Origin of the sequence: Paenibacillus nasutitermitis (assembly GCF_014641075.1) — a bacterium.
GTDB classification, from domain to species: Bacteria; Bacillota; Bacilli; order Paenibacillales; family Paenibacillaceae; genus Paenibacillus_Z; species Paenibacillus_Z nasutitermitis.
Window position 1 is genome coordinate 1,586,967 of record NZ_BMHP01000002.1, and the last position, 22,371, is coordinate 1,609,337.

A 22,371-nucleotide genomic window follows, 5' to 3' on the forward strand; every position below is an offset into this window, starting at 1 on the left:
AGATCGTTATGGTATGCTGTAGAGATCATTATGCGAAGATAGAAGAGGTTGAAAACATGAGCAATCAATGGAAAATTCAGTTATTCGCCGGCTTGGCTGAGCGATTCGGAAAACCGGAAATCATCCTTAATCTGGAAGAAAATATACTTCAAGTCAAAGTATTGAAACAGACTCTGATTGCCCAATATCCTGATCATGAACCGCTCATTACGGCTTCCTTCGTTGCCGCCAATCAATCGTATGCCGCCGATGACGACCTTGTAACGTACAGTGACGAGCTCGCTCTGCTGCCCCCTGTATCAGGCGGCGAGCCGGAAGCCGTTGAACGGTTCGCCATCCGCGCGGAGCCGCTGTCTGTGGAGACCATTACAGCCAAGGTAATCGTGCCCGGCAATGGCGCGACCCTCACCTTTACAGGAACGACAAGAGAATGGACGCAGGGACAGCGCACTGTCCGATTGGAATACGAAGCTTACGTTCCCATGGCGCTGAAGATGCTCCGGCAAATCGGGGCAGAAATTTCGCAGAAATGGAAGGGCGCCGTTTGTGCGATTGAACACCGGACCGGCGTAGTCGGCATCGCCGAGATCAGCGTCGTAATCGCGGTCTCCACCCCTCATCGCGATACTTGCTATGAAGCCAGCAGATATGCCATAGAAAGGCTGAAGGAAATCGTCCCTATTTGGAAGCGTGAAATATGGGAAGATGGCTCGGAATGGAAAGGTCACCAGCAAGGGCCCTGGAATCCCGCCGCCCCTCCAAACTGACACTGGCAGCAGAAGGATGTATTCGCTTCGATGTCAGCAGAAAAACCTTAGGAGGGTTCCCCATGTCACTTGAAAACAACCTTCATAGCCCCGGCGCAGCTAAGGCGGCCCCCCCTGCCGCAGAGCGTTATTCGAGACAGACCCGCTTTGCTCCTATAGGTGATGCCGGTCAGCTCATGATTGGCGAGCGCAGCGCCGCGGTTGTCGGCCTCGGCGCTCTCGGAAGCGTCAGCGCCCAGCATCTGGTCCGATCCGGCATTGGGCGTATCCGGCTCATCGACCGCGATGTTCTGGAGTGGAGCAATCTGCAGCGGCAGGTGCTATATACGGAAGATGACGTACAGCGGATGCTGCCCAAAGCACAGGCCGCAGCCGAAAGACTGCGCAGCATCAACAGCTCAGTAAGCATAGATCCTGTAGTTGCGGATCTCACCAGCTCCAATGCGGAGCAGCTGCTGGAAGGTTTCGATCTCATTATCGACGGGTCGGATAATTTCAGCGTACGCTATTTGATCAACGATGTCAGCTTGAAAAGAAGCATCCCCTGGATATATGGCGGTGTCGTTGGCGCTTCCGGCATGACCATGTCCTTTATTCCTGGTAAGACGCCCTGCTTCCGCTGCCTGTTTCCCGCGCCCCCTGCTGCGGGTTCCGTAGACACTTGCGACACAGCAGGCGTTATTTCACCTGCAGTCGATTTGATCGCGTCCATTCAGGCTGCAGAAGCGCTCAAATGGCTGAGTGGCAATTCCGATGCCATGCAAAGGACTTTATTCCAGGTGGATTTGTGGCACCATCGTTATATTTCTCTTGATGTCTCTAAATCCAAGCGCGACGATTGTCCGGCTTGCTCAAAGGATCAATACGACTACCTGGACGACCGGGAAGATGGGGTGTCTGCCGTTTCGCTGTGCGGCCGCAATACCATTCAGATCGCTCCCGCGAAGGGTACCCGCATTCAGCTTGGGGCGCTTGCAGCGCGGCTTCGTTCCGCGGGAGACGTGGAGCAGAACCAATTTCTCATCCGCTTCCGGCGCGACAAGGAAATGACGGCCATTTTATTCCCTGATGGAAGAGCGCTCATACAAGGCACGGAAGATCCAATAGTGGCCAAACGTATTTACAATGAAATATATGGCATCTAGCGCTTCCCTTCAATACCCTGCTAAAAATAATCAAAAATACCCATTGTTATTTCCCTGTGATTGTTAATTTATTGCTGTTATTGCCATTTCCACATTTTGTTGCTACCATAGACTTAATATTGGTATAGGACAAATGCTACTTGAGGTGGACAATGAGAGTACATGTGACGGAGCTTAAAGAAGGGGACCGATTAAGCCATGATACATTCAATTCTTATGGATTGAATGTGCTTTCCAAAGGAACGGAATTGTTTGCAAGTGAAATATCCAGGCTGTTCCAGCATCAGCTCGATTATGTCGAGATTGAGCGGCGTGTTGTGGAACAACCGCCGGGAAGAACGATCGAATCCACACTCAGTCCCAAGTGGCTGCCAGCTGTTGAACCTGTTTATCAGGATGCCATAAACGGTTGCCAGCAATTATTTATGAATGCGCTTCAAAGCGGGAAAGTGGCGGAGGAAGAGGTAGTGGCAACCTTCCAGCCCTTGGTGGATACTTTCAAGACGGAAAGAGACGTCGTATCCATGCTGCTGCTTCTGAACACAAAGGACGATTATACCTATCAGCACTCGGTTCAAGTTGGAATGCTGGCCTATTATTTATCTTCCTGGCTGGGCTATGAAGAGGAGCAGGCGGTGAAGATTGGTCAATCCGGTTTTCTTCACGATATCGGCAAATGCCAGATTGATAATGATATCCTGAACAAGCCGGATCGTCTGACGGAGCAGGAATTTGAAGAAATCAAGCGGCATACCATTTACGGCAATACAATCATTCTCAACTCATTCGGTGAATCCATTTCCGCAACAGTCGCTTTAGAGCATCATGAACGTATGGATGGTTCAGGCTACCCCTATCGGATAAATGGCGATCAAATCCATCCTGTCTCAAAAATAGTAGCGGTTGCCGATGTATACAGTGCGATGATCTCTTCGCGCGTCTACCAGAAGAAACGCGACTTGCTGTTTGTTTTGAAAGAGTTGTACCGTATGAGCTTTAACGAATTGGATCCCTTCACCACCCATACCTTTATCAAACACATGATCCCTAATTTTATCGGAAAACAAGTCGAGCTCGTAAGCGGGGAATTCGGAACCATTATAATGACGCATCCTTCCGAATTTTTCCGGCCTCTCATCCAGATCAAAGATGATTTTGTAGATCTTACGCAGGACCGGTCTCTTGAAGTCAAGCAAGTCTTTATGTAGTAGAAGCTCGCAGTGCTTCCCCGCTCTCAATAGACACTGGCGTTTTGCCGTCAAAAAAAACCCGGATGCGGCTCTTTTATAAGAAGAGCCGCTGCTTCCGGATTAAGAGTTTTCGATACAAGCATAAAGATAGCCGCCGGGACCTCCTTGTTCTTTGCTCAAGAGCCGCTGTCATCTAATCTATAACACGCTCCCATTGTTGATTATGGCGCAGCCCCGCCTGCGACAGCTTCTCCGGCAAAAACGAGCATAGCAAAAGGCTAGGCTCAATGACGCTGTTACCGATGATCCTCCATCGCTGAGAAGGTTACGGGAATAGCGTCTATTGCTGCGTCTCGCGTGGCACACGTCGTACTTGCACCCTCCTGCACCAATGCCCCCGTATACAACCCTTTCAGAAATCCGGCTGCCCCGGCAGCTCCTTCTCGTTGATTGCTTACTTAACCATCTTTGGCAGATATCCATTCCCAAAAAAATGAAGGAGACGAACTTTAAGTTCGTCTCCTTCACCAAAAGATATATCTGAATCGGCACGAAATCGGCTCACACCGTTCCCGCCAATATTTATTCTACTGCACCCGTTATTGAAGCAAGGTTTGCGGAGTCTTAACCGATAGACCCTTCCATCTCGAACTTAATGAGACGGTTCATTTCGACCGCATATTCCATCGGCAGTTCTTTGGTGAACGGCTCGATGAAGCCCATAACGATCATTTGAGTCGCTTCGGCTTCAGTCAAACCGCGACTCATCAAGTAGAACAGCTGATCCTCGGAAACCTTGGAAACAGTCGCCTCATGCTCCAGGGTAATGTTGTCGTTCATGATTTCATTGTAAGGAATCGTGTCGGACGTTGATTCATTATCCAGAATAAGCGTGTCGCACTTGATGTTCGCCTTGGACCCTTCGGAGTTGCGGCCGAATGAGGCCAAGCCGCGGTAAGTTACTTTGCCGCCATGCTTGCTGATCGATTTGGAAACGATCGTGGATGTCGTATCCGGAGCCAGATGGGTCATCTTGGCGCCCGCATCCTGATGCTGTCCCTTGCCTGCAACGGCGATGGAAAGGACCATGCCTTTTGCGCCGCGCCCTTTGAGCACAACAGCCGGATATTTCATCGTCAGTTTGGAGCCGATGTTTCCGTCGACCCATTCCATCGTCGCATTTTCTTCAGCAACGGCACGCTTGGTGACGAGATTATAAATGTTCGGTGCCCAGTTCTGAATCGTCGTATAACGCACCCGCGCGTCTTTGAGGACCAGAATCTCAACCACCGCGCTGTGCAGAGAATTCGTACTGTAGATCGGCGCCGTGCAGCCTTCAACATAATGGACCATGCTGCCTTCATCGGCTACGATTAACGTACGCTCAAATTGTCCCATATTCTCCGAGTTGATCCGGAAATAGGCCTGCAGCGGGATTTCGCATTGAACGCCCTTCGGTACGTAGATAAAGCTTCCGCCTGACCATACCGCACTGTTAAGCGCTGCAAATTTATTATCCGCAGGAGGAATGATCGTTCCGAAATATTTGCGGAAAATCTCCGGATAATCGCGAAGCGCAGTATCCGTATCCGTAAAGATAACGCCTTGCTTCTCGAGATCCTCCTGCATGCTGTGGTAAACGACCTCGGATTCATACTGGGCCGATACGCCTGCAAGAAATTTCTGCTCCGCTTCAGGAATGCCAAGCTTATCAAAGGTTTCTTTGATTTCCGTTGGCACTTCTTCCCATGTTTTCCCTTGCTTATCCGATGCTCTTACATAATATTGAATATCGTTGAAATCCAGATCATCCATATTGCCGCCCCAACGCGGCATCGGCATTTTGTTGAACTGCTCCAGTGATTTCAAGCGGAATTCCAACATCCATTCCGGTTCGTTCTTGATCTCTGAAATTGTACGCACAACTTCTGGAGTCAAACCTTTACCGGATTCGAATATCGCCTTATGCTCGTCGCGAAAACCATATTTATAATCTTCCAAATCGGGCATTTGCTTAGCCATTGTAAAAGCCTCCCATCTCACGAACGCGCCTTGGCGCGCTTATTGTTGCTTCTCCAACTCAATTCCTTTGCGCAGCGCATTCCAGGAGAGCGTGGCACATTTGATGCGCGCTGGAAATTTGCTTACGCCCGACAGTGACTCAATATCTTCAAGCTCCTCAAACTCCATGGGCTCACCTTTGATAAAGGAGGAGAACCTCTCGGCCAGCGCAAGCGCCTCATCCAGCGTCTTGCCCTGAACGGCTTCTGTCATCATGGAAGCCGATGACATACTGATCGAGCAGCCTTCGCCGGTGAATTTGGCTTGTTTGACGACTCCGTCCTGAATTTCCAGCTGCAGCGATATGCTGTCACCGCAGGTAGGGTTATTCAGATTGACGGTCACAGCACTCTCATCGAGTTTACCGCGGTTACGCGGATTTTTGTAATGATCCATAATGACTCTGCGATATAAATCATCCAATTGCATAACCGAAGAACTCCTTTGTTTGTTGGAGGGCGTCAATCAGCCGGTCAACGTCCTCTTCGGTGTTGTATAAATAAAAGCTTGCTCTAGCCGTTGAAGAAACATTCAGCCAGCGCATAAGCGGCTGACAGCAATGATGTCCTGCACGGATGGCAATTCCTTTGGTGTCCAAAACTGTGGCCAAATCATGCGGATGCACATCGCCGAGATTGAAGGTAACCAGCCCCGCCCTGTTTGTACGGGGGCCATAGATCGCGAGATCTTCCATAGCGCTCAGACGATCGTAGGCATAGGCAGACAGCTTGAGCTCATGCTTCTCAATCTCATCCATGCCAATCTCCTGAAGGAAATCAATAGCCGCTCCGAGCCCGACAGCCCCGGCGATAATCGGCGTTCCTCCTTCGAATCTGTAAGGCAGCTCTTTCCATGTGGATTCATACAAATCCACATAATCGATCATTTCGCCGCCGAATTCGATCGGCTCCATGGCTTCAAGCAGCGCCTTTCTTCCGTACAGAACGCCTATCCCCGTAGGGGCACACATCTTATGACCGGAAAAAGCGTAGAAATCACAGTTCAGGTCCTGTACGTCCACAGGCATATGCGGCGTGCTCTGCGCACCGTCTACAACCATTATAGCATGATTGCGATGAGCAATTGCGGTAATTTCTTTAATTGGATTAATGACGCCAAGCACATTGGACACATGAGTGACGGAAACAACCTTCGTACGGCTTGTAATCGTCTTCTCCGCGTCCTCCAGACTGATGGAGCCGTCTGGTTGAAGCGGAATATATTTAAGCGTGGCGCCTGTTGCTTTGGCGGCCTGCTGCCAGGGAATTAAATTGGAATGATGCTCCATCGCCGTAATAACGATTTCGTCGCCTTCCCCGCATACCGCGCGGGCGTATCCGGAAGCAACCAGATTAAGCGCTGTTGTGGTTCCACGGGTAAAAATAATCTCCTGGGTGCTAGCGGCATGAATGAAGGCTGCCGTCTTCTCCCGTGCGCCTTCGTAAGCATCCGTGGCACGTGATCCGAGCGTATGAACACCCCGGTGAACATTGGCATTATCCATCTCATAATACCGAACCATCGCATCAATGACAGAACGCGGCTTCTGTGACGACGCCGCGTTGTCCAGGTAAACGAGCGGATGCCCGTTTACTTCTTGATGCAGGATCGGAAATTGCTCCCGAATCGCCTGCACATTCATCCTTCCAGCTTCCTTTCAAGAAGACGCTGGAGCTGTTCTCGGACGGCCTCAATCGGAATTTCCGAAACAACAGGGGCCAAAAATCCGTTAATAATGAGCCGCTCCGCATCTTTTTTTGAGATTCCGCGAGACATGAGGTAATAAACCTGATCCGGATTGACTTGACCGACACTCGCGGCGTGCCCTGCTTTTACATCGTCTTCGTCAATCAATAGAATCGGATTGGCATCTCCGCGGGCTTTGGGGCTGAGCATCAGAACCTTCTCGGTTTGAACGCCATTGGCTTTTGTCGCGCCCTTCTCAATCTTCGTGATGCCGTTAATGATAGCTTTCGCCGAATCCTTCATCACTGCGCGTGTTACCATATGGCTTTCTGAACTGCGGCCAATATGAAGGGCTTCAGTGGTCAAGCTCATCTGCTGCGCGTTTTTGCCGATACTTATGACTTTAGCATCCGATGTGGAACCATTGCCTTTGAGTACCGAGTGCGTGCTGGAGTAAATATGACCGTCATGCAAATCACCGATGACCCACTCGATACGGGCGTCATTTTCGATAATGGCGCGGCGGATGGTCAAATCGATAATATTGTCTGCCATATGATTAACCGTAGCTACCCGTACATGGGCTCCCGGATTCACAAAAACTTCAACAATCGATTGCTTGGTAAGCGCCTGCTGCTCCTGCGAATATGCGGAAGCGACATTGTCCACATAAGTAACGCGGCTGTTGTTGTCCGCAACAATGAGGATATGAGGCGCAAAAGATGCTTCGGCATCATCGCTGTAGAACAGACCTTGCAGCGGCAGCTCTACTTCCGTATTTTTGGGAACATACAGGAATACGCCGCCGTTCCATACCGCAGAATGCAAAGCGGTCAGCTTGTTTTCATCCTGCTTCACGGCCTGGAACAGGTATTTCTGCACCAGATCGGCATGGTCGCGCGCTGCCGTTTCCAGATCCGTAAAGATAACTCCTTTTTCCTGGAGCTCAGGTGTAAGAAAACGGAAAACGCTGCTTGAGTTGCGCTGTATTACAAGTCCTGAAGGTGCGGTGCCCGACAGCTCCTTTAAGGATTCCGGCAGTTCCTCAGCCGATTGAAGGGGCGCCTGCTGCTTGTGAGCGCCGAGCGCTGTCAATTCCCAGCGGTCAATCCTTATTTTTTCCGGTTTGGGCCATTCCAGCGCTTCCGCCTGTTCGGCGCCTTTGATGCGTAGAGCCGCAAGCCAATCCGGCTCACCTTTGCTCCGTGACAACGCCTCGACAGTCTGGCGGTTAACCGGAGTAGTCAATTGTGTACTCATATTTGTTACCCCTCCCCCGTTAAACCTGTCCGACTGTTTCGTCCACGATGCCCAGTTCTTCTTTAACCCAATCGTAACCTTCGCTCTCCAAACGGGCCGCAAGCTCCGGGCCGCCTGATTTTACGATTCGGCCCTGCATCATAACGTGAACAAAATCCGGCGTAATATAATCGAGAAGCCGCTGGTAGTGAGTAATAATGAGGAAGCCGCGATCCTCGGAACGCATGGCATTGACGCCGTTGGCTACGATTTTGAGAGCATCGATATCCAGACCGGAATCGATCTCGTCAAGAATCACGAGTTTAGGATCGATCATCATCATCTGAAGAATCTCGTTGCGTTTTTTCTCGCCGCCCGAGAATCCTTCGTTCAAATAACGATGGGCAAACTCCGGATTCATGTCCAGTTCTTTCATCTTGCCTTCCATCAGACGTATGAACTTGATCAGGGAAATTTCTTTGCCCTCTTCCCGGCGTGCGTTGATCGCGCTGCGCAGAAAGTCGGAGTTGGTAACGCCGGTAATCTCGCTCGGATACTGCATGCCAAGGAACAGGCCTGCGCGTGCACGCTCGTCAACCGCCATTTCAAGCACATCTTCCCCGTCCAATTCAACGGCGCCTTCCGTTACTTCATATTTAGGATGCCCCATGAGCGCCGAAGCCAGTGTACTTTTTCCTGTACCGTTCGGACCCATTATGGCATGAATTTCGCCACCTTTGATTTCAAGGTTGATCCCTTTCAAGATTTCCTTGCCTTCGATCTCGGCTTTCAAGCCGTCGATCTTGAAATGTGTTGCCATTTAAACTACCCCTTCCAAAGTTCGATGTTCCTATATTTGTAATCCTGAAGATCGTAACCAATACGCTCTAGAAGGATCTTAGGAAAAAAACGGACTCCGCCGCCAAATGCGGCAAAAGCTGCTTCTTCTTGGAACACAGGCTCATTATAATGATTCTCATTGATTCTCAATAATCATTTTAATCTAAGTCTGGTTATAAATCAACCGATGTACGAACCACGAAGGGACAAGCCGGACTTTAACGACTCAATAATTGACGGATTTGGGAAGCCTGTTCAGGAAAGCTACATCCGAAAAAAACGAAGTCCTTCACTGTTCCCGCTTCTAACAGCGTTTCCTGAAGTTCATGCTTGTAATCATTCTCCCGCAGTCCCCAAGCTCTGAAGCTGGCAGGCGGGCGGATCTTATTTTCAAACAGGCTGACTGCGCGCGAGTCTTCGGCTTTGCCTCTATATGAAAAGGTTGTCCGCTTCTCCCGCTTTAATAATAAAGCGGGTATTCCAAGCCGAATTGATATTCGTTATACTTAAACGGATGACAATTCGTTTTTTCGCAATTTTACTAAGCCGGCCTTCGGCGATATAATAAACTATCATTTATCACAATCGAAAGGTGGACAAAGAATGTCTGCTTATCATCCATTAAACGAAAAAGAGGCGATTCAAATCGCCCGCAGCCTCGAGGGCGTTTTCGCAGAGGGCGCCGAACTAACAAGCCGTGAAATTGGCGACGGTAATTTAAATCTGGTATTTCATATCTCCGACCCCGTGGAAGGAACCAGCCTTATACTGAAGCAGGCTCTGCCCTATGCCAAAGTAGTAGGCGAATCATGGCCCCTGACGCTGGACCGTGCCCGGATCGAGAGCGAAGCGCTGATCCAGGAAGGCAAGCTGGCCCCAGGTCTGGTGCCGGCCGTTTATAACTACGATCCCGTGCTTGCCTTAACGGTCATGGAGGACCTTAGCGATCATGTAATCATGCGCCGCGGATTGATTGAGGGCGGACGTTATCCCCTGTTCGCCGGTCATATTTCCACTTTTCTGGCCAATACGCTTTTCTTTACTTCCGATCTGGGAATGAATCAGCAGAGCAAGAAACTTCGCGTCCGGGAATTTATTAATCCCGAGCTTTGCAAAATCACAGAGGATCTCATATTCGACCATCCCTACACCGATGCCGATACCAACAGCTTCGATGAAACGATCCGCGACGAAGCGCAAGTCTTGTGGAATGACGGCGAGCTCCACTTGGAAGTCGCCCTGCTTCGCGAAAAATTTCTGACGCAGGCGCAGGCTCTGCTCCATGGCGATTTGCATACCGGAAGCATATTTATCAAGCCGGATTCGACGAAAGTGATCGATCCCGAATTTGCATATTACGGCCCTATGGGCTTCGATATCGGAGCGATTATTGCGAATCTCCTGTTGAATTACGCTGCACGCGATCATTGGGATGCGGATGAGAACGCGCGCCGGGATTACCGCTCTTATTTAATAGGGACCATACGCGAGATTTGGACCCAATTCGATGCGAAATTCCGCGCCTTGTGGGAAGAAAACAAAACGGATCGGCTCCTCTCTTCCGCTCCAGGTTACAAAGACGATTATATGAAACGGCTCCTTCAAGATACGGTCGGTTATGCAGGAAGCAAAATGGTACGCCGGATTGTCGGACTTGCCCATGTGGCCGATATTGACCAAATTCCGGATGCAAAATCCCGGGAGCATGCGCAGCGGCTGGCCTTGTCCATCGGCAAACAGCTGATCAAAGTGAATCGCAAAACGGCTTCTATCGAAGAATTGATCCAAATCGCCGAAACGTCGGCGGAATCGGTAAAGGCTTGAGGAAAGGAAAATGAACAATGGAAACATCAAATTATAAAGGACTTCAATCTGTCATCTGGGCAGGCGAGCATCTGGATCTGCTGGATCAGAGGCTGCTGCCCGGAGAGGTTATTCATCTCCCGCTAACAACGGCCCAGGATGTGTGGGAGGCGATTCGTCATCTCAAGGTGCGCGGAGCTCCGGCAATCGGCATCGCTGCCGCCTATGGCGTATATCTGGGAAGCCGCCTGGAGCAAAGCAAAGAGCACTGGCTTCATGCCGTTAATCAAGCCTCGGCACATCTGGCGACTTCCCGTCCGACGGCTGTCAATCTATTCTGGGCGCTGGATCGCATGCGCGCGCGGGCCAAAGAGCTTGAAAACAGCGAACTGGATCTAGAGGCTTGCAAAGACGCTCTGCTTGGCGAAGCGAAAGCGATCCAAAGCGAGGACGAGGAAACATGCCGTCTGATCGGCGAGCATGCGCTTGGCTTGTTTGAGGATGGCATGGGCGTCCTGACTCACTGCAATGCCGGCGGTTTGGCAACAGCCAAATACGGCACTGCTTTAGCCCCTTTTTATTTGGCTCAGGAACAGGGCATGAAGCTCCGCGTTTTTGCGGATGAAACCCGCCCTGTTCTGCAAGGCGCGAGATTGACCGCATTCGAGCTGCAGCAGGCAGGCGTTGACGTGACGCTGATTTGCGACAATATGGCCGGAATGATTATGAGCAAGGGCTGGGTCAACGCTGTAATCGTCGGCACTGACCGTGTAGCGGCAAATGGCGATGTCGCCAACAAGATTGGAACTTACAGCGTCGCGGTCCTTGCCAAAGCGCATAATATTCCGTTCTATGTTGCTTGCCCGCTCTCCACGATTGACTTGAATACGGCCAGCGGCGAGCTGATCCCGATCGAGGAACGGGATGCGGAGGAAATTACGGAGGGCTTCGGCAAACGTACCGCTCCCGAGGGCATTAAAGTATTTAATCCCGCTTTTGATGTGACGCCAAGCGAATATGTAACGGCTATTATTACCGAGAAAGGCGTTATCCGGCCACCATTTGACGTTAATCTGAAGAAGCTGTTTGAAACGCTATAGCATAAATCAAGAGGATTGTCCGCGGCGGGCTGCGATAAGCGCGCATGCAGGACAATCCTCTGCTATGCCAGGGGGGGGTGTTACAGCATCAGCCGGATGGCGTCTTCGCCTTTCATTCCTGCCCTAATTCCAAGCGCTTCCGCGCCAAACGTGACGGACTCAAGCGGAGCATTCATCAGCTCTTCCAAAGTCCTTACCCCGACCGCACGGCCGGCAATAATTCCACGATCTTTCAGCTTATCATTCAACAACGCCACATCGAGTGCGCCGCACATAATGTAGCCCGAATCGGTTGCTACTGCAAGCAGCGTGGTTTTGGGCAGTTTCACTTCCACACCGAGCACATTTATGCCGCCATCCAACGAAATCGGAACCATGCGCATCATCCATTACCGCCTCCTTAAGTAAGGAACCCTCACTTATGCACTATATGCCCGGCAAAAGACATCTGACATAAGGCAAATGACATTAATATTTTATGGCCGCCCTCTCTTCAGACTGTGAATTTAGGAGTACATTTATTAGTTCTTTAGTGGTATAGTAATTTTACTTATGATCGTTACGGAGGCAATATGGATACACGAGGAAAAAACAACAACACCGAACAATCCGCCTACTTGTTTCAAGTAGACATTTTGGTCGAAGGACAGTCAAATGCGCGTGCAGCAGAGCGTCTTCTGCATCTGCTCAACCAATGCGGATTCCCGGACTTTCGCATTAAATCCGGGCTGGAGCTCGGCAAGCTTATAGAGGCCCTGGAAACTGCAGGAGGGAGCACAGCTGCAATTCAAGATGTTCACATACTCGAAACGGCTGATTCTGCCAAAGAAATACCGGATTTGCGCCTGGAAACCGCCGCAACGGAGCAAGTCCCGCTCATGATTGACCGGGTGCGCACCTGTATTTCGGACAACCGGCTGATCCGGCTTTCCGTGAACAAGGGATTCGGCGTGAGATTGAATATTCCATGCCGTATTATTAAACTGGATGAGAACAATCAGATGCTGACCGTCTACCATGTCGATGAGAAACAGGTTTATACATTTTCCCTGAATGAAATTGATGATTTTGTCATGCAATAACAGTAGCAAAGAAAAGGATGCAAATAGGGAGCCCTTCTCATAGGAAAGGCTCCCTTATTGATCGTGCCCTGGACAATCCCCCCGTCGATCTACTTATCCGCAACTCCCGATATACCTTCTATATCCACAGGAATACAACGGTTTCCCTGCTTATGCATGAGCTCCAGGACATCGTGCTCCAATGGCATCGCTGCTGCTGTACCCATCCGCGTTACTGACAATGCAGCTACAGCAGATGCATATCGCATTGCTTCCAACAGAGGGGTTCCTCTCGACAATGCTCGGGCAAGACCGCCGTTGAAAGCATCTCCTGCACCAGTAGTATCAGCAACCTCTACCTCGAATGAGGAGAACCAATAACAGCTTGCATGGTCTTGTTTGATGATCGCTCCCTTGCTGCCAAGCGTGATGATAACATTTTTCACTCCATATTCCAGCAGCTTATTGGCAGCTTGCATCGCACTGTGTTGATCGTGAACGGTAATCCCTGTTAGCGCAGATGCTTCTGTTTCATTAGGTGTCAAATAAGTAACTTGTTTCAACCATGCAAGATCGAACGGCTGGAACGGCGCAGGATTAAGAATAAGTGGGACGGCATGCTTGGTCGCAAACTCCAATGAAGCCTCTACTGCTGCTAAATCGGTTTCCAATTGAACAAGCATGATAGCGGAATTCGCAATTTCCATCTCCGCGGCTTCAATGTCCGCACGTTCTAATTGACCGCATGCTCCTAATGATACGACGATCTGATTGTCACCATTATTATCAACTAAAATAAGAGCAACGCCAGTAGTTTCCACCGGGTCTATCGCGATCCGATTATGTTGAATCCCTTCCTTCTCAAAGAAGGCCAGCGCAGCCCGACCGAAATCATCGTTGCCTACCCTTGTGACAAGCGTGACCATAGAGCCAAGTCTAGAGGCTGCCGTCGCTTGATTGCCCCCTTTTCCTCCCTCTCCCATTCGAAAGGAATGACCCAGTACTGTCTCGCCTGTTTGTGGCATATGCGGAGTCTGACACATTAAATCAACCACATAGCTGCCTATAACGGTGATATGTTCATTTGACATTTAAGCTCCCCCTACTGGTCTCGTCTCCGATTAATAGCCAGTCCCTTCTTCACCCTGCACAATCTGTATGCCTGAGCTGGTGCCAAGACGTGTAGCACCTGCATCGATCATGCACTGCGCGGTTTCCGAATTACGAATTCCGCCGGATGCTTTAACCTGGACCGATGGCCCCGAGAAAACATCCATCAATCTCACATCGTCTGCAGTGGCACCTCCCGGCCCAAACCCAGTAGATGTTTTTACAAAATCAGCTCCTGCCAGCTCACAGATCACGCAAGCTGTCTTCTTCTCCGCCTCGGTTAGTGCGCCAGTTTCCAGTATCACTTTAACTATTGCTCGACGATCGGAAGCCTGGACAACCATGCGAACATCATTGAATACATCCGCAAGTCGATCCGACTTTAGAGCCCCCGCATTTAATACCATGTCTACTTCCGAAGCGCCTTTTGCAATCGCCTCTTCCGTTTCAAGCGCTTTAATCATTGAACATGAAACGCCAAGGGGAAAGCCAATAACCGTTGTAATGCCCACTTCACTGCCGGCTAATTGCCCAGCAGCATGCGATACCCAGTATGGTTGAATGCATACGGTTTTAAAATGAAACTTTATTGCTTCTTCACATAAGTTAACAACTTGTTGTTTGGTCGCCTCCGGTTTGAGCAGTGTGTGATCAATTTTCGAAGCCATCTTCGTATCAGTTGGCAAGAAATAAGGCTTCGTTGGTCTGATTAATTGTGCATCTGTAAAAATGATACCGTCCTCTTGCAACCGTTGAATCAGAACCTCTCGCAGCTCAACAGCTTCAGCCCATAAATCAGTCATATACTTGACTTACCTCCAAGTAGAAATAAGATAAGAAGAATTTAAAGACGTAAGAAATTCATATTATGTATACAATATATAAATATTGAACTCAAATCAATAATTTTGTTGTAAATCTTAAGTTATATTGTCGGACTCTATCCTTAAGAACACGGCAAATGGGAATTCGTCAGGTCGGGCGTCTTGGCAAATGACTTGGATGAATATAGAGAAAGCTCCTGGACTCTCTTGTCCAGGAGCTTTCTCTATCCTTTTCAGGGATACTCTACCCCTCAACCGATTGTCCGGATGATTCAGTAGGTCGGGCGAATAGGGTGTAACTCATTTTGAGAACCTTATTATACATGCAGCCGGCGGCCAAAGGCAGAAGATGGCTACTCGCTTTTTGCTTTCCACAGCGTGTAGGCCGCGAGTCCCCAGGCAACGATAAACGCCACTCCGCCAAGCGGGGTTATGGCTCCCAGCCATTTGACATCGCTCAAACTAAGCGCATACAAACTGCCGGAGAACAGAAAAATACCGATATGCATAAACCGGGCAGCCCAGCGCATCGTATTTGAAGAGCTGAGCCGTACAGAAGCCAGGGCCAGCAAAAATAAACCGATGGCGTGATACATATGGTAGCGCACACCTGTTTCAAAAACATTCAACATTTCAGCGGTTAGCCGGCTTTTCAGGCCATGCGATGCAAAAGCGCCGAGGGCTACTGCCAGCAAAGCGTGCATCGCTCCGAATGCTCCATATTTGTTAAACAATCCCATTCACTACCTTTCCAAAAGAGTGATAAATACGTTACAATGTACAAAAATCAACCATGTGTAAAGGAGAGTACACCTGACTCATGAACGATAACGAAGATCAAAGTTATCCGCTAAAGAATACTTATAATCCACCGCAGAACTATGATAGCGGGCGGGAGAAGACCCAATCGAAGCTTGGAATCGCTTCTTTTATTATCGGCCTTGTCAGTATCGTATGCTTCATTATTAGCGTCCTTGTTGCAACTTCGTCTATTATGGACTACATCACGCCTGACGGCAAGACTGTTCAAAATATTGAAGAATTCTCTGAAAAAATCGCAAAGGATGCCCCCCTGCTTCTATCGATAGTTGGTATGCTGGCGGGCATTGGGCTTAGTTTAATCGGACTTGCTCTGGGCATTGTTGGGGCCTGTATGAAGTATACCCTCAAAGCGTTCCCGGTTATCGGAATCGTGCTGAACGGCCTGCTTGTTTTCGGGTCTGCTGCTATGTTTCTCATTGGCTTAATCGCGCAGGCCGGCTCCTGATTATAGACGGCTTCAAAGTCCGCAGCTGCTCCCATGGATGGCTGGGGGCTTTTTTAATGCGCGCAGATTGACAGTTTCATAGAATTGGACTTTTTTTTGCTTCACATAACAGCCACAGACTTGAATACAATGAATAACAACGAGCAAGAGAGGGCTGGAGGTGGACGTTATGGAAGCAGGCAAAGGACCGTTGTTTATTGTTTCGCGCGAGGATTGGTCTCTTCACCGCAAAGGACATGAGGACCAGGCCAGGCATCAGCAGAAGGTGAGAGAGGCCATTAAGCAGAATCTTCCGGATATCGTAACGGATGAAAGCATTGTGCTTTCCAACGGCAAACAAACCGTCAAAATCCCCATTAAAAGCATCGATGAATCTCATTTTGTTTATAATTACAACAAAAAGCAGCACGTTGGACAAGGCGACGGTGATTCCCAGGTAGGGGATGTGCTGGGCACCGACCCACAGCCCGCCCAAGGGCCAGGAAAAGGCCAAGGGGCCGGCGATCAGGCCGGCGAGGATTACCTGGAGGCGGAAATCAGCATCGATCAGCTGGAGGATATGCTTTTTGAGGAGCTGGAGCTTCCCAACCTGGAGCAAAAGCAGAAGGATATTTTGGAAACAACGGATGTTGTTTTTCAAGATATCCGCAAAAAAGGCATCATGTCCAATGTCGACAAGAAACGGACCCTGATCGAGAATATCAAGCGCAACGCCAATGCCGGCAAATCCGGTATCGGCGGCATCTCCCCCGATGATCTGCGGTTCAAAACCTGGAATGAAGTGGTCAAACCGCAGTCCAACGCCGTTGTGCTGGCCTTGATGGATACATCCGGCAGTATGGGGTCCTTCGAGAAATACTGCGCGCGCAGCTTCTTTTTCTGGATGACGCGTTTCCTCCGCCGCAAATATGAGCATGTGGAAATTGTGTTCATCGCACACCACACGGAGGCCAGGGAAGTGACCGAGGAAGAGTTTTTCACCCGCGGCGAGAGCGGCGGGACGATCTGCTCCTCTGCCTATAGAAAAGCGCTGGATATCATCGATGCGAGGTACCCGCCCGCCCTTTGGAATATCTACCCCTTTCACTTCTCGGACGGCGACAATCTGACCTCCGACAATGACAAATGCGTCAAGCTTATCGAGCAGTTGATGGAGAAAGCCAATCTCTTCGGATATGGGGAGGTCAATCAATACAACCGCAGCAGTACACTGATGTCCGCCTATAAGAATATTGCCAACAAGAAATTTATGTATGCCATCATCAAGGATAAAGGCGAAGTATATAAAGCCTTAAAAAGCTTCTTCGCAAACCCGGTCAAATCCGGCTGATCTTAACCTCCCGCCGGTCCCTCATGGGCCGGACGGGTTTTTTTTGATGTCTGAAGAAGATACTATTCTCCAAGCTTGTTATGCTTTGCTCGTAAACGGGTACCACATAAAGATAGTACTATTCAATAAAGGTTCCCCCATTATACATTAGAGGCAGCAATGGAAAGCTGAGGTGGACGTATGAGCAGAAGATGGCTGGAACAGGAAGGTCCTGACTGGACGAATAAAGGGATTATTACGGAGGAGCAGTACAAGCGGATATTGAGCCTTTACCCGGAACGCAAACGCGCTGCAGGTCTGGTACCGATTCTGGGCAGCGTGCTGGTGGGGCTTGGAATCCTCAGCTTCGTGGCTGCCAATTGGCAGGACATTCCCCAGCTGGCGCGGCTGATGCTCATGATCGTGGTGATGTGCAGCCTGTATGCTTCCGGCTGGAGGTTCTATAATAAAGAACATGACAAGCTGGGTATCTCTCTCATCAGCCTGGGACTTGTCAGCTTCGGCGCCAGCATTGTGCTGACTGGACAGATGTTCCACCTGGTCGCTTATAATGCAGCTTCTTTTGTCGTCTGGAGTGCAGCTGGCCTGAGCCTGACCTTTCTTTTCCGGAGCCGTTATCTATATATCCTGAGTCTGCTGGGCTGCACTTTGACGCAGTGGTATAGCGTAATCCAGTTCAACTCCTTCAGCTACGCCGCTTTTGTACTTGCTGTTGCAGGCTTTGGCTTCTATTGGTGGAAACAAAAAGACGAGCTGCTGGGATGGTGCCTTTCCGCATCCTTCCTGCTGCAGGCACTGCTGGGTTTCATTGTGCTGGAATGGCCGTTCAGCTGGTATTTAATCCCTGTGTGGCTGCTTTACTCGGCAGCCGATCTGTTCAAGGACCGCAAAACCTTTTACCCGTTCCAGGCAGGAGCTTTGATTGCAGCCTTTATTTTCAACTGGTTTCTTGTGCTCTTCTGGGGCAGCGGCAATTCCAGTTGGCGCGCCGAAATGACGGCTCCGCTTCTCCCCTATCTCATCGCGCTTGTGATCCTGCTTTGCTTCTCGCTGGCCGGCAAACGCAGACATAACCGTTTATCGTCGGGTCTGGATTGGATTCTTGCCATTCCCTTCTTCTATCTCTTGGACGGTTCCGACCTGCCCACCTTGTTATTGCTTTTCCTCTTCTCGCTGCACTTATTATGGCGCGGATATATGGAAGAATGGCGGCTCAAAATCAACTTGGCCACCCTGCTCTTTCTGGTCAGCACCATGACTGCTTATGGGAAGCTCGCGTGGGATTTTATGGATAAATCGTTATTTTTCATTCTCGGCGGGATTCTACTTCTTGGCTTAAGCTGGTTCCTCAACCGCCGCAAGCAGCAGGTATTATTGGATGGCAGGGAGGACAAACACCATGAAGATGAATAATGTCAAGACACGCTCCCGCAAGAGATGGTTAATCATTCTGACTGCAGCGCAAATCCTGTTTCTGTCCGGCATTGTCGGTTATCATTACAGCGCGTTGTGGTTTGGACAAGAGGTCCGCCTTGCAACCACGCCTGTCGATCCGCGGGATATTCTTTATGGGGACTATGTCATCTTGAACTACGAAATCAGCGAGCTCGACTCTGGCTTATGGAGGAGTCCCGGAGATTTGCCTGCAGAAGGCGATAAAGTATACGTGGTGCTTGAGCCTCAAACAACAGACAATGGGCTATACAAGGCCAAAGCTTTTTATTCCCGCAAGCCGGCAGCCGAAGGCAGGGAGATTATCATAAAGGGCAGGGTCCGTTACCCGACAGATTCAGGGATTTTCATAAACTATGGCCTGGAGAAATATTATGTTCCGGAGAACACGGGCAAGCAGCTGGAGGATCAGGAAGGCGCCCTTGTGGTTCAGGTCCGAATCGCCCCTTGGGGAAATGCGTTAATCGAAGAAATTAAGCCTGCCAATTAGACAGGCCGCTTCCAATGGGATCTGCCGCTCTATCAGGGAGTACCGTGACCCTTTGCGGTCTTTGACAACTGCCTCCTGAAAGTAGGATAATGGACTCTATGAATAAATGATTAATCTATTGATAGCCTCTAGTATCCCATCATTCAAAATCTGCCGCTGCCGGCAGTGAAAGGAAGGTAGCTCACTGTGCCTTATATGCACCCTGCGCGATTGCTGCGCATGAGACCATTTATTTTTTTCACGATATTATTGCTAATCAAAAGCGCTCTTGCTTATTTCGTCATTTTTGACGGCGGCCTTTCCTGGACCATACTGGTAACGGAAATCCCCTTCTTCTGGCTGTTGTTCTGCCTGATTGAGCTGTTTGCCTCCAAGCGCAAGCTGGGGCTTTATCTGGGAGCCAATTTATTTGTCACGGCCATCATTTTCGCGGTCATTATGTACTATAAATATTACGGCGTCATCGTCACCTACCATGCCCTGGAACAGGTCAATCAGGTCACCGCCGTCAAGAATAGTGTATTCTCGCTGCTTGATCCCTACTATCTGTTCATTTTTCTGGATGTCATTGTAATAGGCTTCGTGCTTTTCCGCAAACAGATGGGATTGAACTGGAAAAGCAGCAGCCGGACAAAAGCGAATCGGAAACTCGTATCGGTCCTGCTTGTTTTCTCGCTGGTCCTCTGCTTCTTCAGTATTTATCCGAACCGCGCCAGCATGAACGAAATCGTCAAAGCGGAGGATATGGGCATCCTGAATTATGAGCTCTATACGCTGTTCAAGAAAAAAAATGATGCGGATTTGGTCCATGCCGATGAGATCACGCAGGAATCCATCGATTCCATCAAAAATATTACCGTGCCCGCAGAGCCGCAATACTGGAAAGCGGCAGCAGGCAAAAATGTGATTATCCTCCAGCTGGAGGCTTTTCAGAACTTTCTGATCGGGCTTAAAATCGACGGACAGGAAGTAACGCCGAATATGAACAAGCTGGCCCGCGAAAATTTCTATTTCTCCCACTTTTTTCAACAGGTCGGTCAAGGGAACACGTCCGACGCCGAATTTGTGGTCAATACATCGTTCTATATCCCGCCGCAAGGCGCGGCAACCCAGGTCTATGCCGACAAGGTGCTTCCAAGCCTGCCGAGACTGCTGGGTAAAGAAGGCTACGATACCGCTACCTTCCACACCAATGTGGTGGAATTCTGGAACCGCAGCGGTCTTTATAAAGCATTGGGTTTTGACCGCTATTACGATCAGGACTTCTTCGGTACCGATGATACTGTGTTTTTCGGACCGACAGACGAGGTCTTATATGCCAAAACGGCCGAAGAGCTTGACCGGATGAACAAGGCGGGCGCCCCTTTCTATGCGCAAGTCATTTCCATGACGGCTCATCATCCATTCTCCATCCCGGAGCGAAAATATAAGATGACACTGCCGGAGCGTTATGAAGGTACATTTGTAGGGGATTATATCCGCTCCCAGAATTATGCCGATTACGCAATCGGATTGTTTATTGACGATCTGAAGAAGCGCGGCATATGGGATAACAGCCTGCTGGTCGTCTACGGCGATCATCTCGGTCTGCCGATCTATTCCCTGCATCGCGATGACAAAGAACTCATGGAAGAAATCTACGGGCATGAGTACGGTTTTGCCGATATGATCAATATCCCGCTTGTCATTGCGTCACCTGGCATTACAACGCCACGGGAATTCAAACAGACTGGCGGCCAGGTCGATATTCTGCCAACTCTGGCCAATCTGACGGGCGTGTCGGTCAAGGATCATATTCTTTTTGGGCAAGACCTGCTCAATCAGACCTCCAACCTGCTGCCGCAGCGTTATTATCTGCCATCGGGGTCATTGATTACGGATAACACGCTGTTTGTGCCAGGGACCGGATTCGAGGACGGCAGCAATTATCCGATTCCGCAGTTAGGCAACAAGGATTCAGCCGCTACCTCCGATCAGTTCGACCGGGCGCTGAAGCTCCTTCTGCTGTCGGACAGCTATGTCAGCCAACTTCCCGATCTGGAATAAAGCTTCTTTATCCAGAAGAAGACGCCACCCTTGTAAGGGCAGGCGTCTTCTTTTTTTGTATTTAAGTCCGCTACTTGATGCTCGCAAGCCAATCCGCCATGGCGCTGACGATCCGTTCATGCTGAGCCTGCTCGGTAATCACCGGAGCCAAGTCGCCACGCTGGGGGCCATAGGAGCCGAATTGCGCGTGATTGCCTCCCTCGATGGATACGTATTCCGCAGATGCCGGCAAATACTGTTCACCTTCTGTCCGCTTGTCCAGGCTGAGTATGCCGTCCCGGCTCCCCGTCAACTGAAGCACCGGCAGCTGAGTACCGCTCAGATCGCCTTTCTTATCGGCATAAGAAGCCAGGAAGAACACACCTTTGAGCTTCTCCGGGTGCGCGGTGGCGTAACGCGCTGCGAATGCTCCTCCCAGTGAATGTCCTCCCAACACAAAGCTCTCCCCGGGATGAGCGTCAATGATGGCATCCGCCCGGGACTGTCCGAAGATCGCCAGATTCAACGGCATCGAAACGATGTATACCCGGCTGCCCCTTTGCGCCAAAGCACGGGCCCATGGGGAATACGCCTCCGGATCTACGAGGGCGCCCGGGTAGAAGATGACGGAAGGCTGCACGGGCTCGCGGACGGGATCAAAGACAATCTCATTCCCGCTTTCGGCTATCCTCACGCTTTCATCGCTCTTCAGGGCTGTAAGCGCCTCGGAGGCGGGAGGATACACCCAATAACGGTATGCAGCCATTGCGCCTGCAACCAGGAAGAGTAAAATACCCACGATCCAGAAAACAGAACGCCTCCAGTGTTTTTTTGTTTTCATACCCCCGCCTCCTTTCTCAACTTCTTCCTATCCTGACCTGACCCCATGAGGACAATCACGCTGCCTGTGGAAGGCCCACACCATGTATGATTGCTATTAACATGACCTCCGCCCGGATGAAACATCCGGCCGGGTCAATT

General features: G+C 50.0%; 21 protein-coding genes. 11 read left to right on the forward strand and 10 right to left on the reverse strand.

What is annotated here, in order from left to right:
- The first annotated feature begins 56 nt into the window (after positions 1 to 56).
- From IEY46_RS36910 to IEY46_RS17420, 3 genes are all read left to right on the forward strand, one after another.
- Positions 57 to 767 (forward strand): molybdenum cofactor biosynthesis protein, encoded by a 711-nt coding sequence (locus IEY46_RS36910; RefSeq protein ID WP_188993208.1) that lies wholly within the window; start codon positions 57 to 59, stop codon positions 765 to 767.
- Positions 768 to 829: 62 nt separating this feature from the next.
- Positions 830 to 1,912 (forward strand): ThiF family adenylyltransferase, encoded by a 1,083-nt coding sequence (locus IEY46_RS17415; protein ID WP_188993209.1) that lies wholly within the window; start codon positions 830 to 832, stop codon positions 1,910 to 1,912.
- A gap of 152 nt (positions 1,913 to 2,064) precedes the next feature.
- On the forward strand, positions 2,065 to 3,120 hold the full coding sequence (locus tag IEY46_RS17420; RefSeq protein ID WP_188993210.1) for an HD-GYP domain-containing protein: 1,056 nt from the start codon (positions 2,065 to 2,067) through the stop codon (positions 3,118 to 3,120).
- 606 nt (positions 3,121 to 3,726) lie between these two features.
- Here the strand turns inward: IEY46_RS17420 and sufB are convergent.
- Genes sufB through sufC form a run of 5 tightly spaced genes read right to left on the reverse strand, consistent with a single transcriptional unit; the run spans position 3,727 to position 8,908 of the window.
- Complete coding sequence (sufB, locus tag IEY46_RS17425) at positions 3,727 to 5,124, reverse strand: Fe-S cluster assembly protein SufB (RefSeq protein ID WP_188993211.1); 1,398 nt, start codon at positions 5,122 to 5,124, stop codon at positions 3,727 to 3,729.
- 39 nt (positions 5,125 to 5,163) lie between these two features.
- Complete coding sequence (gene sufU / locus IEY46_RS17430; protein ID WP_188993212.1) at positions 5,164 to 5,592, reverse strand: Fe-S cluster assembly sulfur transfer protein SufU; 429 nt, start codon at positions 5,590 to 5,592, stop codon at positions 5,164 to 5,166.
- Positions 5,579 to 6,805 (reverse strand): cysteine desulfurase, encoded by a 1,227-nt coding sequence (locus IEY46_RS17435; RefSeq protein ID WP_188993213.1) that lies wholly within the window; start codon positions 6,803 to 6,805, stop codon positions 5,579 to 5,581. The genes sufU and IEY46_RS17435 overlap by 14 nt, the downstream gene beginning before the upstream one ends.
- Complete coding sequence (gene sufD / locus IEY46_RS17440) at positions 6,802 to 8,109, reverse strand: Fe-S cluster assembly protein SufD (protein WP_188993214.1); 1,308 nt, start codon at positions 8,107 to 8,109, stop codon at positions 6,802 to 6,804. The genes IEY46_RS17435 and sufD overlap by 4 nt, the downstream gene beginning before the upstream one ends.
- Positions 8,110 to 8,128: 19 nt before the next feature.
- Entirely contained in the window at positions 8,129 to 8,908 is a 780-nt protein-coding gene (gene sufC / locus IEY46_RS17445) for a Fe-S cluster assembly ATPase SufC (RefSeq protein ID WP_188993215.1), read from the reverse strand.
- Between the two features lie 623 nt (positions 8,909 to 9,531).
- On the opposite strand from sufC, the gene mtnK reads away from it, so the two are divergent.
- Positions 9,532 to 10,752, forward strand: a complete 1,221-nt coding sequence (mtnK, locus tag IEY46_RS17455) for an S-methyl-5-thioribose kinase (protein ID WP_188993217.1) — start codon at positions 9,532 to 9,534, stop codon at positions 10,750 to 10,752.
- 17 nt (positions 10,753 to 10,769) lie between these two features.
- The gene (gene mtnA / locus IEY46_RS17460; RefSeq protein WP_188993218.1) at positions 10,770 to 11,831 is read left to right on the forward strand and encodes an S-methyl-5-thioribose-1-phosphate isomerase; all 1,062 of its coding nucleotides are present in this window, start codon (positions 10,770 to 10,772) and stop codon (positions 11,829 to 11,831) included.
- An 80-nt stretch (positions 11,832 to 11,911) separates the two neighbouring features.
- On the opposite strand, the gene IEY46_RS17465 is transcribed toward mtnA, so the two are convergent.
- Complete coding sequence (locus tag IEY46_RS17465; RefSeq protein WP_188993219.1) at positions 11,912 to 12,217, reverse strand: YunC family protein; 306 nt, start codon at positions 12,215 to 12,217, stop codon at positions 11,912 to 11,914.
- 186 nt (positions 12,218 to 12,403) lie between these two features.
- On the opposite strand from IEY46_RS17465, the gene IEY46_RS17470 reads away from it, so the two are divergent.
- On the forward strand, positions 12,404 to 12,913 hold the full coding sequence (locus IEY46_RS17470; RefSeq protein WP_188993220.1) for a hypothetical protein: 510 nt from the start codon (positions 12,404 to 12,406) through the stop codon (positions 12,911 to 12,913).
- Positions 12,914 to 13,002: 89 nt separating this feature from the next.
- Here the strand turns inward: IEY46_RS17470 and rbsK are convergent, their stop codons facing one another.
- The 3 genes from rbsK to IEY46_RS17485 all read right to left on the reverse strand — a co-directional run bounded on the left by rbsK (position 13,003) and on the right by IEY46_RS17485 (position 15,566).
- On the reverse strand, positions 13,003 to 13,983 hold the full coding sequence (rbsK, locus tag IEY46_RS17475; RefSeq protein ID WP_188993221.1) for a ribokinase: 981 nt from the start codon (positions 13,981 to 13,983) through the stop codon (positions 13,003 to 13,005).
- A 30-nt stretch (positions 13,984 to 14,013) separates the two neighbouring features.
- Positions 14,014 to 14,670, reverse strand: a complete 657-nt coding sequence (gene deoC / locus IEY46_RS17480; protein WP_188993975.1) for a deoxyribose-phosphate aldolase — start codon at positions 14,668 to 14,670, stop codon at positions 14,014 to 14,016.
- Positions 14,671 to 15,179: 509 nt separating this feature from the next.
- Positions 15,180 to 15,566, reverse strand: a complete 387-nt coding sequence (locus tag IEY46_RS17485) for a DUF423 domain-containing protein (protein WP_188993222.1) — start codon at positions 15,564 to 15,566, stop codon at positions 15,180 to 15,182.
- 80 nt (positions 15,567 to 15,646) lie between these two features.
- Here IEY46_RS17485 and IEY46_RS17490 point away from each other — a divergent pair, with 80 nt between their 5' ends.
- The 5 genes from IEY46_RS17490 (at position 15,647) to IEY46_RS17510 (ending at position 21,411) form a co-directional block, all read left to right on the forward strand.
- Positions 15,647 to 16,093, forward strand: coding sequence for a hypothetical protein (locus IEY46_RS17490; protein WP_188993223.1), 447 nt, complete (start codon positions 15,647 to 15,649; stop codon positions 16,091 to 16,093).
- Positions 16,094 to 16,262: 169 nt separating this feature from the next.
- The gene (gene yhbH, locus IEY46_RS17495; RefSeq protein WP_188993224.1) at positions 16,263 to 17,423 is read left to right on the forward strand and encodes a sporulation protein YhbH; all 1,161 of its coding nucleotides are present in this window, start codon (positions 16,263 to 16,265) and stop codon (positions 17,421 to 17,423) included.
- Between the two features lie 180 nt (positions 17,424 to 17,603).
- Positions 17,604 to 18,836, forward strand: coding sequence for a DUF2157 domain-containing protein (locus IEY46_RS17500; RefSeq protein ID WP_188993225.1), 1,233 nt, complete (start codon positions 17,604 to 17,606; stop codon positions 18,834 to 18,836).
- Positions 18,823 to 19,365: a GDYXXLXY domain-containing protein gene (locus IEY46_RS17505; protein ID WP_188993226.1), complete on the forward strand. Its 543-nt coding sequence runs from the start codon at positions 18,823 to 18,825 to the stop codon at positions 19,363 to 19,365. The genes IEY46_RS17500 and IEY46_RS17505 overlap by 14 nt, the downstream gene beginning before the upstream one ends.
- Positions 19,366 to 19,560: 195 nt before the next feature.
- Positions 19,561 to 21,411, forward strand: a complete 1,851-nt coding sequence (locus tag IEY46_RS17510) for an LTA synthase family protein (protein ID WP_188993977.1) — start codon at positions 19,561 to 19,563, stop codon at positions 21,409 to 21,411.
- Positions 21,412 to 21,481: 70 nt separating this feature from the next.
- On the opposite strand, the gene IEY46_RS17515 is transcribed toward IEY46_RS17510, so the two are convergent.
- Positions 21,482 to 22,231, reverse strand: coding sequence for an alpha/beta fold hydrolase (locus tag IEY46_RS17515; protein WP_188993227.1), 750 nt, complete (start codon positions 22,229 to 22,231; stop codon positions 21,482 to 21,484).
- Between the last annotated feature and the right edge of the window lie 140 nt (positions 22,232 to 22,371).